The 800-nt window shown below is 71.5% G+C and carries 1 protein-coding gene; it reads right to left on the minus strand.

The genetic code is table 11. The annotated features are described in order from the left end of the window. A partial coding sequence (locus BAY1663_RS22815) for a 3'-5' exonuclease (protein WP_037045447.1) occupies positions 1-800 on the minus strand: 800 nt, incomplete at both ends.

Genomic DNA, 800 nt, shown 5'->3' on the forward strand with positions numbered 1-800 from the left:
GAACCCGGCCAAGTGCGGACCGAGCTCGGCGAGGGCATCCGCGCCGGGCAGCTGGCGGCCGTGCAGCAGCCAGGCCAGGGCGCTGCTGTGCAGGCCTTCGCCCGCCAGGCTGCCGTCCTTCTTCGGTTTGCACAGGCTGACCGGCCCCCAGTGCAGCCAGAGCCGGTCGCGGGCGCGGGTCAGCGCGACGTAGGCCAGGCGCAACTGCTCGGCGAAGGTTTCCCGCCGCGCCCGTTCGAGGTTGTCCTCGAGCTGGTCGCTGCCAAGGTCCAGCAGCGGCTGGCCGTTTTCGTCATGGCAACGGGCGCTGTCGCGGTTCTTGCCCAGCAGCTTGCCGTCCCAGAGGAAGGGGCAGAACACCAGCGGGTATTCCAGGCCCTTGCTGGTGTGAATGGTGACGATCTGCACGCGCTCGGCATCGCTTTCCAGGCGCAGCAGCGCGTCCTCGCCGCCGCTTTCGCTGTCGCGCTGGGCGTTGAACCAGGCCAGCAACGGCTCCAGCCCCGGGCGCAGCAGGCTTTCGGCCTGCAGCAGTTCGCCCAGATGCAGCAGGTTGGTCAGCCGCCGCTCGCCGTCGACCCGCGCCAGCAGCCGTTCGGCCACCGCCTGCTCGTCCAGCCAGGCGCGGAACACGCGCATGAAGCCCTGCTGCTGCCAGAGCTGGTGGTAGCGCTCGGCGGCCTCGCGTTCGGCGTCCCACTGCTGCTGGTCGTCCTGGCATCGCGCCAGGTCCGCCGCGCTGCGGCCCAGCAGGCGCGTGGCCAGGGCGTAGCGCGACAGGCCTTCGCGGCCCGGTTCGG

It is taken from the genome of Pseudomonas sp. BAY1663 (assembly GCF_000582595.1).
GTDB lineage: Bacteria > Pseudomonadota > Gammaproteobacteria > Pseudomonadales > Pseudomonadaceae > Stutzerimonas > Stutzerimonas stutzeri_AF.